Source organism: Paenibacillus sp. P4_A9 (assembly GCF_056402415.1).
Genome location: NZ_JBFUHL010000015.1, coordinates 91,840 through 108,307 on the forward strand (window position 1 = coordinate 91,840; position 16,468 = coordinate 108,307).

13 protein-coding genes are annotated in these 16,468 nt (G+C 48.7%); all 13 read right to left on the reverse strand.

Translation table 11 applies throughout. The annotated features are described in order from the left end of the window. Positions 1 to 77 precede the first annotated feature (77 nt). Positions 78 to 317 (reverse strand): RNA chaperone Hfq, encoded by a 240-nt coding sequence (gene hfq / locus AC1DVJ_RS13295; protein ID WP_477591392.1) that lies wholly within the window; start codon positions 315 to 317, stop codon positions 78 to 80. A gap of 67 nt (positions 318 to 384) precedes the next feature. Then, the gene (miaA, locus tag AC1DVJ_RS13300; RefSeq protein ID WP_477591394.1) at positions 385 to 1,353 is read right to left on the reverse strand and encodes a tRNA (adenosine(37)-N6)-dimethylallyltransferase MiaA; all 969 of its coding nucleotides are present in this window, start codon (positions 1,351 to 1,353) and stop codon (positions 385 to 387) included. Next, the gene (locus AC1DVJ_RS13305; RefSeq protein ID WP_477591396.1) at positions 1,347 to 2,123 is read right to left on the reverse strand and encodes a class I SAM-dependent methyltransferase; all 777 of its coding nucleotides are present in this window, start codon (positions 2,121 to 2,123) and stop codon (positions 1,347 to 1,349) included. Before AC1DVJ_RS13305 ends, miaA begins: the two co-directional genes overlap by 7 nt. A gap of 4 nt (positions 2,124 to 2,127) precedes the next feature. Next, entirely contained in the window at positions 2,128 to 4,194 is a 2,067-nt protein-coding gene (gene mutL, locus AC1DVJ_RS13310; protein WP_477591398.1) for a DNA mismatch repair endonuclease MutL, read from the reverse strand. Between the two features lie 4 nt (positions 4,195 to 4,198). Further along, positions 4,199 to 5,638: a S41 family peptidase gene (locus AC1DVJ_RS13315; protein ID WP_477591400.1), complete on the reverse strand. Its 1,440-nt coding sequence runs from the start codon at positions 5,636 to 5,638 to the stop codon at positions 4,199 to 4,201. 54 nt (positions 5,639 to 5,692) lie between these two features. Continuing rightward, complete coding sequence (gene mutS, locus AC1DVJ_RS13320; RefSeq protein WP_477591401.1) at positions 5,693 to 8,356, reverse strand: DNA mismatch repair protein MutS; 2,664 nt, start codon at positions 8,354 to 8,356, stop codon at positions 5,693 to 5,695. A gap of 239 nt (positions 8,357 to 8,595) precedes the next feature. Next, positions 8,596 to 10,062: a putative amidoligase domain-containing protein gene (locus AC1DVJ_RS13325; RefSeq protein WP_477591403.1), complete on the reverse strand. Its 1,467-nt coding sequence runs from the start codon at positions 10,060 to 10,062 to the stop codon at positions 8,596 to 8,598. A gap of 135 nt (positions 10,063 to 10,197) precedes the next feature. Then, positions 10,198 to 10,764, reverse strand: a complete 567-nt coding sequence (locus AC1DVJ_RS13330) for an outer spore coat protein CotE (protein ID WP_056620858.1) — start codon at positions 10,762 to 10,764, stop codon at positions 10,198 to 10,200. 114 nt (positions 10,765 to 10,878) lie between these two features. Continuing rightward, positions 10,879 to 11,838: an aromatic acid exporter family protein gene (locus AC1DVJ_RS13335; protein ID WP_477591405.1), complete on the reverse strand. Its 960-nt coding sequence runs from the start codon at positions 11,836 to 11,838 to the stop codon at positions 10,879 to 10,881. A 77-nt stretch (positions 11,839 to 11,915) separates the two neighbouring features. Then, positions 11,916 to 12,758 carry an ABC transporter permease gene (locus AC1DVJ_RS13340; RefSeq protein WP_477591407.1) on the reverse strand — a complete coding sequence of 281 codons (843 nt, stop codon included), beginning with the start codon at positions 12,756 to 12,758 and terminating at the stop codon, positions 11,916 to 11,918. Then, entirely contained in the window at positions 12,751 to 13,524 is a 774-nt protein-coding gene (locus AC1DVJ_RS13345; protein ID WP_477591408.1) for an ABC transporter ATP-binding protein, read from the reverse strand. Before AC1DVJ_RS13345 ends, AC1DVJ_RS13340 begins: the two co-directional genes overlap by 8 nt. Before the next feature lie 55 nt (positions 13,525 to 13,579). Continuing rightward, positions 13,580 to 14,593, reverse strand: a complete 1,014-nt coding sequence (locus tag AC1DVJ_RS13350) for an ABC transporter substrate-binding protein (RefSeq protein ID WP_477591410.1) — start codon at positions 14,591 to 14,593, stop codon at positions 13,580 to 13,582. A 428-nt stretch (positions 14,594 to 15,021) separates the two neighbouring features. Beyond that, positions 15,022 to 16,468: carboxypeptidase M32 (locus AC1DVJ_RS13355; RefSeq protein WP_477591412.1), on the reverse strand; the 1,447-nt coding region annotated here is incomplete at its 5' end.

Consider the following 16,468-nt stretch of genomic DNA (forward strand, 5'->3'; position numbering starts at 1 on the left):
AAGGTTGCTCCCAAATGTTTCTATTCGGTTAGACGTTTCAGTCCATTAAAAAGTTGCAAAATGAAGCGATGTACAGATTATTCCGTTGCTTCTGCAGCCGCCATTAACGAGACAGCACGCTGAGGAGTGAAGGTGGAAATGGCATGCTTGTACACCATTTGCTGACGGCCTTCGCTGTCAATGATGATGGTGAAGTTGTCAAATGCACGAATAAGTCCTCTAATTTGAAACCCATTAGTTAAATATACGGTTACCGGAATGCTTTCTTTACGCAGCTGATTTAGAAAATTGTCCTGAATATTAATGGTTCGGTTCATCAGTATGTCCCCCTTAATGGAATGAAACTTTCGCCAGACGGCGCTATTTTCTACTTGGTGATATTTGTTAATTATATTCTATTTTATGTACAAACTTTCCTGCTAGTATATCACTAATCATTTCGAAATGGGCAGAAAAATTTGCTGTGTCAGTTACATCAACCCAATCAATGTCCTTCATATGCCGAAACCAAGACAATTGACGCTTCGCAAATCGACGTGTATCCCGCTTAAGAAGGGTCACTGCGCCTTCGAAACTGAGTTCATGCTCCAAATAACTGACGATCTCTTTGTAGCCAAGGGCTTGCATCGAAATCGCTGACTTAGGGGTTCCTGCGACCAGAAGCGCTTGTACCTCTTCGACCAATCCCTCCTGGATCATCGCATCGATGCGTTCTTCAATTCGCTGATAGAGCAGCGCTCGATCCATCGTGAGCCCAATAATACATAGTTCGTAAGGAGATTCTTTTTTCTGGGAGGCCAAGTGAGCGGTCATCGTTTCTCCAGATATATGGAAAATCTCAAGTGCACGAATCACACGTCTACGATCGTTCGCATGTAGTCGGACTGCACTCTCAGGATCGATTTCACGCAGCTTGGCATGCAGGGCTTCTTCCCCATGTGTATGCGCGAATTCTTCCTGCGCCTGCCGGAACTCCTCATCCATGCTCACATCAGTAAATTGATAATCGTAGCAAACCGATTCGATATATAATCCTGTACCACCTACGATAAAAGGCAGCTTGCCACGCGAGTGGATGTCATGGATTAATCCTTTTACGCGCTCCTGAAACTCTGCTGCAGAAAACGAATACGAAGGATCATGAATGTCAATTAAATGATGCGGAACGACCTGCTGCTCCGCCTCACTTGCTTTGGCTGTTCCAATGTCCATGCCACGATATACCTGCATCGAATCACCAGAAATAATTTCACAATTGAAGCGCTGCGCAATTTCTAAGCTTAACTTCGTCTTGCCAACTGCGGTGGGACCAAGTAGCACGAGTAATTTCGGCTTGGCTGATGGGGCTAACACAATCGAATCACTCCATACGTTGTTTTCGTTGTTGATCGTAATACATGCTCGAACCCGAGCCGGTCAAACTCCGTACTGTCTCTGCTTTCCTTGAGCACAATACTTTTACGCGCTACGCGTCTAGCTTCTGCGATCGAAGCCAAACTGACGGCTTCATCGTTCGCACGATGGCGAAGAGGTGAAATCGCATGCGACTCTTCAATTGGACTGCGAAACATAGGGTCAAAATACACGACATCTACACTCTGCGAGTCTAATTGCTGCAAATAAGGAAGGTGATGTGTTCGCCTAACCTCAATGCGTCTCATCGCTGCATTCAGCTCCGGTATTTCCGACTCATACTGCACCAAGCCTTCTTGGATGAGCAGCGCTGGGATCTCTGCGCTCTCCAGTGCTGTAACACGCCCTTCAGCGCCAACAACATAGGAGAAGACGATCGCATCCGACGCGAGCCCCGCTGTACAATCCACGATGCTGTCCCCGGGTACTGCACCTGATGCCTCAATAAGTAAATCAGACTCTCCCCGCTGCATCCGTTTGACACGAACGAGGGACATGCTTGGATGGAAAAAAGTTGCAGGTTGGTCTTCTTCATAGTACCTGATCTCTTCTCTTGTCACAAGCAGGACGGAACTATCCTTATAATTTTTCCTAATAAGTTCCAAAGAATACTTCTTGCGGGGCACAATTCTGCCGCCATATAAAGTTGATAAGCGTGCGGCCTCCGCCACCAGTTCGGGGGACGGATTATACGAAGTTGTCACTAACACAGGGTTACATCACTCGCTTAAACATTTTTTCTAACTCATACGTTGTAAAGCTAACAACAATCGGTCGTCCATGTGGACACGTATAGGGGTTCCTGCAGCCAGCAAGCCGATCAATCAACGTCTCCATCTCCAACATGCTAAGGCCTTGATTAGCCTTAATCGATGCCTTGCAGGAGCACATGATCGCAGCCTTCTCGCGCAGCTTGGCGATATCGAAGGCTTTACGGTCCGAGATTATAAGCTCACACATCTCTTCGACGATAGCCTTCTCTTCCCCTGAAGGAAACCAGTGTGGATGTGCGCGTACAAGGAACGTATTACCGCCAAAGGCCTCCATATACACACCTACTTGTTCAAATAACGCTAGTTTATCTGATATAACACCCGCTTCAGACGGGGTAAATTCCAATGTAATCGGAACGAGTAATTCTTGGCTCGCCTCAGCAGGATTGCCAAAATGCTCATAAAAATATTCATAATTGATGCGTTCATGTGCCGCATGTTGATCAATGAGGTACAAGCCCGACTCATTCTGTGCAATTAAATAAGTGCCATGCATTTGTCCGATCGGATCCAATCTCGGAAATGTCGGGAGCTTAGGTGCATTACTATCCTCACCCGAAGGCATCAAGTCCATGAACGCTTCATTCGTGCGGCGTTGCTGTTGGATTGATATATTTCGATACGATACGTCGCTCGCAGGTGTGTAGCTCTGTTTGGTTGATTGTGCCCGTTGTGGCGCATAGCCATCCGATGGTGAACTGCTGCTTGGATACGAAACGGCAGATGCCTGTGGTTGACTAGGTGACGTCAATGAAGGTGGCGCAGGCTGACGATAGGCTGGTGCCGTTTCTTTAATCTGCGGCGGCGTCCACTGGTTGTCAGGTCTTTGCACAGCACTTGCTTCTTTTGAGACATTCGTATCCTCAGCATCCTTATGATCTTTAAAAAATTCCGCATCCAGCTCAACCAACGAGCTGCGGTTTTCTTTGGGAGGCTCCACCGTACGTGAGAGTTCCAGTTGCTCCTGGACGTAAGCGCCTTTCGGGACGGATGACGCCTTAACACCTGTAGGAATCAGCACCTGTCTGCCGAATAGCCGCTTCACCTCGGCTTCGATCAACGCAGTTAGCTCCGCTTCCTTGCTGAAGCGGACTTCCAGCTTGGATGGATGCACGTTGACATCCACGAGAGCAGGGTCCATCCCAATGTGCAGCGCAGCCACGGGAAAGCGGTTGATCGGCAGCAGGGTATGGTATCCCTGCAGCAGTGCTTGATTCAGCGCGAAGTTGCGCACATACCGACCATTGACAATGGTCGAGATGCCACCGCGATTCGCACGCGTCATTTCGGGCTTGGCGACAAAGCCCGAGATCGTGTAATCCAAGCTTTCCACTTGGAGTGGAAGCATTTGCTTGGCAACCGCCGTGCCGTAAATGCCGGCAATGACCTGGAGCAGATCCCCGTTCCCTAATGTTTGGAGCAACACATTGCCATTATGCTTTAATGTGAAAGCAATGCCAGGATGAGCGAGCGAAAGCCGATACAAATAATCGGAAATGTGCCCCAGCTCGGTCTGGATCGTTTTCATATATTTCAGTCTAGCTGGCGTGTTATAAAATAAATCCCGCACAGACACTTCAGTTCCGCGCGATGCCGCTGTTTCTTCCACAGTGCGAATCGTGCCGCCCTCGATGCTGATTTTCCGTCCCAGTCCATCCATCGTAGCGCTTGTCACACACTCGAGTCTGGAGACAGACGCGATACTTGGCAAAGCTTCACCTCGGAAGCCCAACGTTCGAATCGAGAACAGATCCTTGCTGGTCGCTATTTTACTCGTGGCATGCCGCTGAAAAGCTAATTCACAATCCTCAAGTGCCATCCCAGTACCATTATCGGACACTCGAATTAAGGCCAAGCCACCCTCTTCAATCGTGACATCAACACGGGTACTCCCCGCATCAACCGAGTTTTCAACCAACTCTTTCACGACCGATGAAGGCCGCTCCACCACTTCACCTGCTGCAATTTGGTTCGCAATATGCTCGCTTAAGAGCTGAATTTTCCCCATCGAATTAGTTCCCCTTTATAGCCTGTATCAAAACATTATCACCTTGATGATTGACCTTTAACTGTGGAAAATAATCATCAAACAGATCTACATTTACATAGCTTGTGCCGTTTTCAATAATCAACTTATCCGTTTCAATCGGAAAAGCATGCGTTCCCTTTTTATCCGTGATATCAACGGTGCGATTCGTATTATTCCATGTAATCTTGGCCCCAATAAGAGCGGCAAGTCCTCGTGCCGAAGCAAAAAACTTACCCTCTTCCTTGAAGCTGCCAAAGCCATAGCCAACGTCAACGCCGTTATATGTCACCCCGTGTTTCGTGAACATCACGCTGATGTCCGAAATTCCTGTTTCATGAAGGGCTGTGATGAACTGTGCCGATACGCCATCAACCTGCAAGTCTGGTGTAATGCCTACCTTATTCACTTTTCGCTTATTCGGCGTTAAGTATTCTTGTACGGTAACCTTCAACACACTACGATCTGGAAACGTGACAAGCTGCTGCACGCTTCCTTTTCCAAATGTTTGCATACCGATCACTTTTGCGACCCCATAGTCCTGCAAGGCGCCCGAAAGCACCTCTGAAGCACTTGCACTATTTTCATTTGCTAAAATAAACACTGGAATCGCGAGTGGATTTCCATCTTTAATGAATACAGGATCATCGACACCATCGCGATCCCTCGTATGAATAAGGACGCCTTCTTTTACAAAATGCTTCGCAATGTTTGTCGCTGTTTCAAGATAACCGCCGGGATTGTCACGAACATCTAGGATTAGCGCCTTCAGCCCTTCAGCTTGAAGCGCACTCAGTTGTTTGTCGAATTCCTCATCAGCTTCTTCTGAAAAGTCCGTGATTTGCACATAACCAACACCATTCGTAAAGCTATTGGTGTACACTTCTGGGGAATTTACAGCTTGGCGAGTCAGCTCAAATGTAATTTCTTTGTCCCCGCGCAGCACGGTTATCTTCACTTGGGTACCTGCGACACCGATAACTTTATTCCGAACCTCGTCAATCGATGTGGTCGAGGCAGGTATCCCATCAACCGCTCGAATATAATCATCCCGTTGCAAGCCAGCAGCCTCTGCTGGTGAGCCTGGGATTGTTTTCGATACATACACACCTTTATCATCCAGCCCAATCACACAGCCTACACCTTCAAAGCTATTCTCCAGAGAATTGGAAAATTGATCGTAGTCCTGCGGAGTGAAAAGAACCGTGTAGGGATCCTTCAATCCCTTGATCATTTGCTCAATACTTTGATTCGCAAGCGATTCTAGCGTTACACCGCTCACATGATTTTCGGCCAGCGTTTTGCGCACGAGAACGGTTTGCAGATCTTCCTGAGCCACCGCACTTACTGGTAAAACGACGGCTAGAGCCGATGCTAGTGCTAAAGTAGCCTTCAAAGCTTTCTTGCTGAGTGGTGTTACTTTCATGTGCATTTCTCCGTTCAATTGAGATCTATAGAGTAGTCTATTGCAACCTGTGTTTTACTGCAGTTTTTGCTTCCATTCGTAGACTAAATTGAGCGCCTGCAGAGGCGTCATATTGATGAGATCAATTCCCTTCAACTGGTCGAGCACCAGTTGAGATTTGCCGTCATGCTTCTTCTTGACGGCAGCTTCGGCTGGGCTGATCTCCTCGAAGAGAGACAGCTGTCGGATCGGCGCCGCCGCCTCGGGTACGTAGGCGGCAGGAGCCTCAGCGGCCACCGGTTCCATGGTGGCGGTGGTCTTAGCGGCCTGAGGCGCAGCAATCGCCGCGCGCTCTTCAAAGCCATTCAGCAGCGCGTACGAGCGCTGAATGATCGCATCCGGCAGCCCGGCGATTTCGGCACAATAGATGCCGTAACTCGTGCTTGCTGCCCCAGGGATGAGCTTGCGCAGGAAGGTAACCTGCCTGCCGCTCTCTTTCACCGCCATGCAGTGATTGCGCAAATGCACAAGGCTCTCTTCTAGATGAGCAAGCTCATGGAAATGCGTCGACACAAGCGTCTTGCAGCCGATCCGATCGTGAAGGAATTCAATGACGGCCTGTGCGATCGCCATACCTTCCCCTGTCGAGGTGCCGCGGCCCAGCTCATCAATGATGACAAGGCTCCGACTCGTCGCCTTCTCTGTCATGACCTGGATGTCCATCATCTCGACCATGAACGTACTCTGCCCGCCGATCAGATCATCGGCAGCACCGATCCGCGTGAAGATCCGGTCCGTGACCGGGATGCGCGCGGAGCTCGCAGGCACGAAGCAGCCGATCTGCGCCATTAGGCAGATCACGGCTACTTGCCGCATATACGTACTCTTACCGGCCATATTCGGCCCGGTAATGAGCAGGATGCGGCCCTGCTCTTGCAGCAGGCTCGTCCCGTTCGCGATGAACGAGCCGTCTTGGATGACAGCCTCCACCACAGGGTGTCGGCCGTCTACGATTTCAAGATCGAAGCCTTCGCCGATCTCAGGCTTGCGGAAGTGATGCGCCGCGCTGACTGTCGCCAGCGATTGGTACACATCGGCGGTCGCAATGACCTCCGCCAGCTGTTGCAATCTGGAGATATGCTTCGAAATCCGGTCGCGAAGCTCCGTGAACAGTTCATACTCCAGATCAATCATTTTATCCTGCGCTTCCAGAATGAGCGCTTCTTTCTCTTTGAGCTCCGGCGTTACGTAACGCTCTGCATTCGCGAGCGTCTGTTTACGCTCGTAGCGCCCTTCCTGCAGAGCAGACATGTTGGCCTTCGTTACCTCGATAAAGTAGCCGAATACTTTGTTGTAGCCGATTTTGAGCGACTTAATGCCCGTCGCTTCGCGCTCTTGACGCTCTAGCTCCGCAATCCATTGCTTCCCGTTCTTGCTAGCTTCACGAAGCTGATCTAAGTAGGGCTGATAGCCCTCGCGGATCATCCCGCCGTCACGAATCGAAACAGGAGGCTCGTCCTCAATGGCATTGGCAATCCACGACATCACATCATCACAGACATCCATATTTTCAACGAGTTTACGTAGGGTTTCAGAACCTGACGCGGCACACAATTGTTGCAGCATTGGGACTTGCTGTAAGGAGTGCTTCAGCGCGATCATATCGCGGGCATTCGCATTGCCATAAGAGATTCGGGCGACCAAACGCTCCAAATCATAGACTTCCTTCAGCGCCTGCTTCACATCTTCACGTACAATGAATTGATTGTAAAGGAGATTGACAGCTTCCAATCGTTCTTCAATACGAGCCACGTTCATAAGCGGCTTCTCGATCCAACGGCGCAGCATACGCGCCCCCATCGCGGTTACCGTTTTGTCCAAAAGCCACAATAACGATCCTTTTTTGGCACGCTCACGAACCGTTTCAACAAGCTCTAAATTGCGACGGGTAAAGGGATCCATCGTCATAAATTGATCTGGCTCATAAATTCGAATGTGCTTCACGTGCGTGAGCGCTCTTTTTTGCGTTTCTTTCAAGTAGGCTAGCAGTGAAGCTACGCCTTGTCGACTGATTTTAGATAAATTTACAAGCGCGGCATCTTCTGCGAAATGCTCATCAAGCAGCCCTTCGTCAGCTTGCGTCCACTCTGTCAGCACCATATTTCGGCCCCACGCTGCACCAGACTCACGAATCGTAGTCAGTAAAGCTGGACTCGTTACAATTTCAGACGGATTATACACGTTCAACTCGTCAACCACGAGCTCCCAAGCATGAGGCAGCTGCGTCGTATAGAGCTCACCAGTTGAAATATCACAGGCTGTAAACGCATAGCCATGCGCTTGGTCTACGATAGATACGATGTAGTTATTGACGGATTCGCCAAGCAGCTTGCTATCCATGACTGTACCTGGTGTAACGATCCGTACAATTTCTCTGCGTACAACACCTTTGGCCTCAGCGGGATCCTCCACTTGCTCACAGATGGCAACTTTGAAGCCTTTTTCAATCAAACGGGACATATAGTTGTCTGCCGCATGATGAGGGACGCCGCACATCGGAATTTTCTCTTCTCCGCCGCCTTCGCGGCCTGTTAACGTAATCTCTAGTTCACGTGACGCATTAATCGCATCTTCAAAAAACATCTCATAGAAATCGCCCAAACGAAAAAACAAAAAAGCATCTGGGACCTGCGCCTTTACGGCTAAGTATTGCTGAATCATCGGCGTATATGTAGCCAACTTGCGTTCCTCCAACCTATTCCAACATAAATGGTGAACTCTATGAAACTATCAATCTTATTTTCATCCATACACAGTCGTACGAACGTCATTCTGCTTCCTGTAAGTGAGTTACCCACAGCAAGCAGAACAACGAAATACGTGTACAGCCTTCGCTTATACGTGCATTGTTTCCATGCATTTTCCAACTGCAACAATCTCTTGTAAATCTCTAACCCTATGACACAATCGATAATCTATTATAACATGATTCCTTCTTCAAAAGCTTCTTTACGCACCCCGGGTGTAATTTTCCAAGCGATCCGAATGTCTGCCATTTCGTTCCACGGCTCCATGGTGGTCATTTGCAATCGAAGTCCTTCCAGCAAGCCAGCATAGACCTCATAGCCCTTGAGCTGCTCCAAATCCTTCCATAGCTTTGCTACCACATCTTGAAGCCTCCGCTTATCACCGCTGTAATAGGCAGCTTGGATATCAGGCAGTTGAAGAGGCTTCCCCGGCAAGCTCCAGTAGTTATTGACGATCAGTGCTGCCAGTGCGAATACACCGCGGGTTATGACGGGTGAGGCCAACCAACTCGGCAATGTTCGGTACTCGAAACCCCCATGAGACTTCTTGCGGAAGTCGCCCAGATAACCATATCGCGGACGACGACCGCCAGTCGATTCCCCCTCAATCAGGATCAACGGAAGCGCGAGATAATTATCCAGCGCACGCAGCAGATGCCCGTTCATCCAGCAGCGGCTGAAGTGGATATGACCGCCTAGCGGATAGCCCCGCACAGGCATCCCACCCGAAAGCCAAGCGAGGCTTTCGTCGGTAATCTTGCGCGCGGCGAGCCCCATGGTCGCTCGTACATTCTTCGCTAGCTGCAGCGGGTCCACGCTGGGCTGCGGGCGCAGCTCAGCCAGCGGCAGGATCACGCGATGCCCGCTCAGCACGATGGCATCGCAGCCCACGGCGCCATCCCGGGTTAGGAAGCGGTCGGCGAAGACGACCTTGCCCTGCGGGTTCATGAGCAGGAACTCGGGATCGCAGCCGAGCATCGCTCGCTCTTTCCGTTCCAGCTCTTTCGTGAGTGATTGATCATACTGATCAATCGCTTGCGCGAAGATCTGTACCAGTCTTCCGTTTAGCTTCGGAGCGGGATCGACTTCCAGCACGAGCGTATGCCCGCTTGGCGTGATGCCGATGGTGACTAGGCCATAGTCTAAACCAAGGGCATAGATCGCTTTGACTGATTCACGGCTCGCTCTGCGGGAGTGGAAATTGATCTGTCCTGGGCCAACTTCTATGTAGGCAGCATTCAAACCTAATTGCCTTTGATTTTGCAAGGACTTCTCCGAAAGCAGGAGAGTCTCCTTTTTCTCATAAATAAGAAGCGTTTGGAGATGAAAGACAGCCACTTTATATTTATGCATATAAGGCTCTGGCTCCTTATTCCCTCTTGCAGTGGCTTGAGATGCCCTTGTTTTCATCCCGTGAAGCTGTAACAAGGCATCCCGCTTCCTTCGATTCTGTGCGCGCATGATCGCTTTAATGGGCTGCAGAGCAGGCTGGTGCGGGTATTCATCATGCGCCGCTCCCCAATGAATAATCATCCGACCCTGCCAGTTCTCGGGCAATCTACTCCCACTCGGAATCCGGATGCGTTCCGCCAGCTCGAGTGCTTCTTTCTCCTGTGCATGCAGGAAGAAGGTTTCCATTTTACCACCCCCTCATATCTACTTCAGCTGGAGCTATTATTACACGAATGCCCAAATGTGCGAATACAACAAAAAAGAGGGCAAATGCCCTCTGCCGAACCTCTTTAGCCCGCATATAATGGCCTATAAGATTCCTTAATCCAGTTCATCCTCGAGCAGATCGGCGTCCAGATCCTCAAAATCACCATCGCCACTGTCATCGAAATCCACGTGCTTGTCGTCGAAGTCATTGCAGCCGTTGGTGCAAACGACTACACAGACTTTCGTCTCGGCAATGAGCTCAACCTGGAACTCGCGTTCCACCCGAATGATGACGCTGTCGCCGCTTGAAGAGATACTGGCCTCTACGCAGTTCGGCTCTTGCGTCGCGACAGCTGATACTTCGGCTGTCGTCGGCTTATGTTTTTTGTCCAAGTAGCTTAGTCCAACGATTTCTACATACGATACGGTTTCTTTTGCTACGTCTGTTTTGGTGTTACGATCGTAAGAATACCAGATGTTGATATCGTAAGTACCAACTACCTCTACGCCCTCTCCAGAATGGACTGCCTCGAATTGGTTATTAATAATCCAAGCGCCCAAAATACTGGTTGGAGAATAAGGCGGAGTCACGGTATGACTTACATGAGAAAATTTGCGACCTTTACCGCAGACAGCCTTTGTAATGATCTCTCTGCATTGCAAATCTTTATCTAATGACATCCTTTCAACCTCCTCCATACAATCATTCATTACAAGTGTATGCAGGACATTAGTCTAGAGTGACAATTATTTTATATTATTTTTGAGATTGGAAAATACTTATATCTGTCAGAGTCAACCCGCTTCAGGACGGTGTTTTTTTTGTTTTTTGGCAATGGCTAAATAGTGCACTAACTCTCTGTTAAGCTGTAAAATCGCTGATCTGACTTCGAATTCTTCCCTACTTTCAGGTAAGGGCATTTCCTTGTAACGCGCATTCAGCTCTTGCAATTCTTTCTCTGCTTCCCCTGTATAATAGTCTTCCTTCACAGATTGGCTAATATCTTCGAAGATCGCAGCGACCCATTCTCCCTGAGGTAATGTTTGATACACCTGTGCCACAAGATCAATCATCCGGTGAATCGAATCCAGCTGCTCGCCTCGCATGTAGAAATAGACACGCCAATAGGGATCCCAGCCAAAAAGCAATGTATTCTCCATCGATCGTTTCGCCAAGCTCGCTCCGCTTTCAATTTGCTCACTTACTTCCAGCAGCTCTTTCCCATCCCAAATCACGGTATTATCCCGAAGATGCTTCGCGATGTTGACAAAAATATCAGAAAATAAGCTCTCGACTTGTTGTTTGTGTGCAATAAGTCCGGCGTCAGCCTTCGGCATATATGCAATATTGATCACGGTTGCTGAACCTAGTCCAATGACCAATAGAATTAACTCATTGAGCACCGATGCCCAGTCCGCAGATTCAAAAGCAAAGAGATGCAGCATCACGACGGCCCCAGTAACAGCCCCCTCCGTAATCCGCAGCCTGACGAGAACTGGAAACACGATAAGAATAAACAAACTAACGACCCAAATATGGAATCCGAGCACATTAAATAAGGCCGAACCGATGAGTAGTGCCAGAATCGAAGCCGCGATGCGGTGAAAGGCACTTCGGATCCCTTTCTTCTTCGTCACTTCAATGCCCAGAATAGCAAGAAGTCCCGCTGCTCCTGGTGTATGAACCCCTAATATATACGCCAGATACATCGCGATTATGACGGCAACGGCTGTTTTGAGCACACGAAAGCCCATAGTGTTTTCACCTCTTTACAGGTTTTTCTATGGGCTCATTATTTCATTTTGAGATTGTTGTGGCAAGCTTTTCCATGTTACCGATGCTTCGTTAGTTTCTTCTCTAGATTGGCTACAAGCTGGTACATCACCGTTGCGACTAAGGCAATTACGAATAGCGTAGAGATCACTAGGGTGAAATTGAACACTTGAAAGCCATATATGATTAAGTATCCCAGCCCCTTCTGGGACACTAGAAATTCGCCGACGATGACGCCGATCCAAGCCAAACCTACATTTACTTTTAGTGTAGAAACGATGGTTGGAAAAGATGCTGGCAGTATCGCTTTGAGAAAAACTTTACGCTGATTGCCTCCAAATAGCTTAACGACCTTGACATAGTTATGATCCACTTCCTTGAAGCTGCCATAAACAACAAGCGTCGTAATAATGACCGTGATCGAAAGTGTTGTTGCAATAATTGAAAGCAAGCCGGGCCCAAAACCTACAATGAATAAGGGGCCCAGCGCTACCTTCGGCATACTGTTAAGCACCACAATGTAGGGATCCAGCACGCGCGACAGAAATGGCGACCACCAAATGACCACCGCTAATCCCGTTCCAAAAATGGTCCCCAAGAAAAAGCCAATAATCGTCTCTTCCACCGTCACCGCAACATGAGGAAGAAGCGTCCCGTCGAGCAGCTTCTCCCACAGCAGGTGGAATACCTTGGATGGATAGCTAAAAAGCAGCACATCAATCCATTTCAAACGTGATGCTAGTTCCCATAGGGATAAAAATAGGAGTAGGATGGCGAGCTGAAAAAGTCGGACCCACTTCGTCTCTCTTTTCTTCGCATTCAGAAAACGTTGATGTACAGCTTGCTTCAACTCATCGTTCGTTGAGTAGATTCGGATAAGCTCTTCTTCCTGATTATCCATGCTGCACACCCCCAAACTCCTGCCAAATTTGCCGAAATAGTGTATGAAATTCAGGCAATTCTCTCGCTTCAAAAGGTATAGCAGCTCTTACAACCACCGGCATCAGAAAGGTCCTGCGAATGCTCCCTGGATTCGGTGCCAGTACGATAATGCGGTCGCTCATTGCAATCGCTTCTGAAATATCATGCGTGACTAATATGGCCGTCTTTTTCTTGGCCCTTAGCGTCTCGACAACCAAATCCTCTAGTTGCAGCTTTGTTTGATAGTCCAGTGCCGAGAAGGGTTCATCTAAGAGAAGCAGCTCCGGTTCTGTCGCCAAGGTTCGGACAAGCGCGACTCGCTGACGCATCCCGCCCGACAATTGTGCGGGGTAATAGTCTTTGAAGGCAAACAGACCCATTTCCTCCAATAGGTGAAGCGCCCCCTGCTTCGTCTCTTTCGTCAGCGCGCCTGCGATTTCTAATCCCATACAAGCATTAGCTTCAATCGTCCGCCATGGAAATAAGTAGTCCTGCTGCAGCATATAGCCCACTTTAGGCGAGGGTCCTTGCACGTGTTGACCTGCCATTGTGATCTGTCCAGACGTCGGCAGGAGGAGTCCCGCAATGATCGATAAGAGCGTTGTTTTACCACAACCGCTAGGACCAATCAGACTGACGAATTCGCCTTTGGCAATATCAAATGAAATGCCTTGAAGGGCAATCGTTGCTCGCTCCTCCGTTACATAAACCTGTGTAACATCTCCAACCCTCACAGCTGTGTCCATGGTGCCTAACCTCCTCTTATCTCCATCCTGCGGTGACTCCTATTGCCGCTTGCCCTTATTTCTTCACGTTCGCTTTCGCTTTTTCTGCAAAAGAGTTATTCACCAGTTTACTCCATGCAACTTTCTCTTTCAGTTCGCCAGCTGATGTCATCACATCGAGCAAATTGTTCCATTCTTGTTCATCCACAATGCCGTCCGCAGCGTAGGAGCCTTGATCCTTATAACGCTTCACGACATTTTTCACAATCGCCACATCGATATCTTTAAAATATGGCAGTACCGCTTCGGTAATCTCATCTACGCTTTTCGCGGCAACCCACAGCTGCGCCCGTTGGATCGCATTCGTAAACTTCTGAATCGTGCCAGGGTTCGCTTTGATAAAGCTTTGCTTCGACATAAACACGGTATACGGCAGGTGTCCGCTCTCTACACCAAAGGATGCAAGCACATATCCCTTGCCTTCTTTCTCAATGATCGACGCCTGCGGCTCGAAAAGCTGCACATATTCCCCTGTTCCGGAAGCATAGGCCGAGACAATGTTGGCAAAATCGATGTTTTGGATCAGCTGCAAATCCTTCTGCGGGTCGATGTTGTGCTTCTTCAGCGTGAATTCGCCTGCCATTTGCGGCATGCCGCCTTTACGTTGGCCAAGGAAAACTTTTCCTTTGAGGGCGTTCCAATCCAACTTATCCACTTTGGTACGGGCAACCAGGAATGTTCCGTCTGTTTGGGTAAGCTGCGCAAAGTTGATCACCGGATCATCCGAGCCTTGCTGAGAAACATAGATCGATGTTTCCGATCCTACAAGGGCAACATCAATGGCGTTCGACAGCAGAGCGGTCATCGTTTTGTCGCCGCCTGGCGTTGTTGTCAGTTCCACTTCGAGCCCTTCATCTTTGAAAAAGCCCTGCGATAACGCCACATATTGCGGTGCATAGAACAAGGAACGCGTCACCTCACCAATGCGTACCTTCGTTGTTTCTTCCGTTTTGGTTCCACACGCTGAAGCGATTAAGCTTAAAAGCAGAACGACGGATAAAGTGAATCCCCATTTCTTCCGATTGTTCATAAGACGTCCCTCCGATTCAAATTGTAATGTATCGTATGCAGGAGCCCAGACGTCGGTTAATGGTTCTTCCAGAAAAGCAATTAAAGCTGATAAAATTTGGAATTTATGACGAATCTGGGGATGTGTTTGTGTTCGTTCACAAAGATAGGCGAGGTGATCGAGTGAGTCGAGTGAGGTGAGGGTAAGGTGATTGGCTCTAGTTTCGAGCCTTCTGCGATGCGAATAGTCAGCTCACTATGCGCAAAATTGCAAATCTGCAACCTATCGCAACAATTTGTCCGAAGGGGGCGCTGAGTGAGCGTGAGACAAGTAGCTTTTGTACTGAGGGATGGTGGATTGAATGCGTGACAAGCAACTTTTGACGAAAAAACAGCTCCCCTCGACGGAACAAACGTCGAAGGAAAGCTGTTTTTACTCACTATTTAATACTAGATCCCGTAAACTTCCGAATACTTCTCTTCCAAGTAAGCCACCAGATATTCCGGATTTAACGCCTCACCTGTGACTTGTTGAATGATTTCGTTCGGCGTCAGCAGCTTGCCATGCTGATAAACCTTCTCCGTTAACCATGCTTTAATCGGTGCGAGGTTGCCTTCTGCAATCAAGCTGTCGAAGTTAGGCAGCTCTTTGCGAAGTGTGTTCGTGAATTGCGCCGCGTACATATTCCCAAGCGCATACGATGGGAAATAACCGAACGCACCGCCGGACCAATGCACATCCTGAAGGACACCCTCGCCATCGTTCGGAGGCGTAACACCCAAATACTCTTCGTATTTGGCGTTCCACGCCGCAGGTAAATCTGCAACAGCGAGCGTACCGCTGAATAACTCTTTTTCGAGCTCATAACGAATCATGATATGTAGGTTGTACGTGAGCTCATCCGCTTCAATACGGATCAAAGATGGCTCAATATGGTTAATCGCACGATAAAAGTCATCTACACTGACATCATCAATTTGCCCGCTGAATGTTGTCTGAAGTTCACCATAATAGCGATCCCAGAATTGTTTGCTGCGACCAATGACATTTTCCCAGAAGCGGGACTGCGACTCGTGAATGCCCATCGATGTGCCGGAGCACAGGTTAGTGCCGACCAGATCCGTGGAAATATTTTGCTCATAGAGGGCGTGTCCGCCTTCATGAATCGTACCGAATAATGCCGAAGTGATGTCATTAGGCAAATATCGCGTCGTAATTCGCACGTCTCCTGGATTCAAAGCCGTCGCGAAAGGATGTACCGTCTCATCCAGACGTCCAGCTTCAAAGTCATATTGCATTTGCTTCAAAATGGACAGCGAGAATTGCTTCTGTTTGCCAATATCAAATTGTTGATCTAAGAAAGAACGGTTCGGCTGATTAGACGAAGCCCCGATCCGTTGCAGCAGTGGAACTGCTTTTTCCCGCAGGGTCCCAAATACCTCATCCAGCTTATCAACCGTCATCCCTGGCTCATACATATCCAGCAATGTGTTATATTTATGTCCTTCATAGCCCCAAAGCTCWATGAATTCTTGCGTAGCCGCCACGATTTTCTCCAAATATGGCTGGAATGAAGCCCAATCCGAATTATGCTTCGCCCCTTCCCAGGCGGATTCCGCTTGCGAAGTTAAAACAACGTAGGCTTGATATTTATCAGCCGGTATTTTTTTGCTGCGATCGTATTCTTTTTTGCATTCCTGCACCATTTTGCGGGAAATCGGGTCTAGCTGCTCCAATTCGGCTGGCTGCATGAAGAAATCGACATAGCTGCCCATCTCATCTGATGTGGACATCCGAAATACCTCGGTGGAGAGCTCACCGACAACCTCAGAACGTGTCTCGATCCCTTTTTTTGGAGCACCCGTACGCATGTCCCAATAGATCAAAGAGATTGCC